This window comes from Brevibacterium sp. AGC70 (genome assembly GCF_057334195.1).
The window spans coordinates 284,569-285,720 of record NZ_JBHFIH010000014.1 but is presented as its reverse complement, the minus strand read 5'-3'; the positions used below and the strand labels follow the sequence as shown (position 1 = coordinate 285,720).

At 63.3% G+C, this 1,152-nt stretch carries 1 protein-coding gene; it reads left to right on the top strand.

Features of this window, described 5'->3' with window-relative positions; genetic code table 11:
- A partial coding sequence (gene mtrB, locus ACE03M_RS11545; protein ID WP_485934308.1) for an MtrAB system histidine kinase MtrB occupies window positions 1–1,152 on the top strand: 1,152 nt, incomplete at both ends.

The window sequence follows — 1,152 nt, the reverse complement described above, 5'->3', positions numbered from 1 at the left end:
GGGCGCCGAGGTGGCACGTCTGATCGCCGATGGTGACCTTGACGAACGCATGCCCGTCCACGGCAATGACGAAATCGCGGTGCTGGGGGAGTCCTTCAATGACATGGCAGACACCCTTCAGCACCAGATCCAGCAGATGGAGCGACTGTCGGTGCTGCAGCGACAGTTCGTCTCCGACGTCTCCCACGAGCTGCGCACACCCCTGACCACCATTCGGGCTGCGGCGGACCTCATCTACGATTCCCGTGATGACCTCGATCCTGTCACTGCCCGCAGCGCTGAGCTGCTGAATTCGCAGGCCGAGAGATTCGACAATCTCCTCTCGGACCTGCTTGAGATCTCCCGTTATGATGCCGGTGCCGCTGCCTTGGTGGCCAAGCCGGTCGACATCGGAGCCATCGTCACCTCGATCATCGAGACAGTGTCGATGGTGGCCGATCAGATGCACACGAACATCGTCGTCCATGCCCCGTCATCGCCGGTGATGGCCGAAGTCGACCGGGTCCGCATCACCCGGATCGTGCGCAACCTCGTCGTCAACGCGATCGAGCACGGGGAGTCGAACCCGATCGACATCTATGTCGCCTCCAACGCCGAGGCGGTGGCCGTGAGTGTCCGCGACCACGGAGTGGGAATGAACGACGAACAGGTCGAGCACGTCTTCGACCGCTTCTGGCGTGCGGATCCCGCCCGCAAACGCACCCTGGGCGGATCTGGTCTGGGACTGGCGATCTCGCTCGAGGACGCCCACCTGCACAATGGTTGGCTGCAGGTATGGGGCAAACCTGAAGAAGGCTCATGCTTCCGCCTGACGATCCCGCGCCGTCCCGACCAGGAGATCACCTCCTCGCCTCTGCCTCTGCCGCCTCGGGATGCCCAGATCCAGGGTGCAGCCCTTGTGGCCGGTCCGCTGTCCTCGGACGGTTCCGTGCGGATCCAGACCGGATCCATTCCCATCGTGGTCGAGACCGGTCAGACTCCTCCCACCCACGAAGGGTATGTTGATGTGCCCGAGGTTGTCCGCGGTCACGCTGCCATCATCGATGACGACGCTGAGGATTCGGGCGCCGAGGACAGCTCCAAGAATTCCGAACCCGCAGACGACGAACTCGACCACGCAGACGCAGACACTGCTGCCGACGATGCCACCGA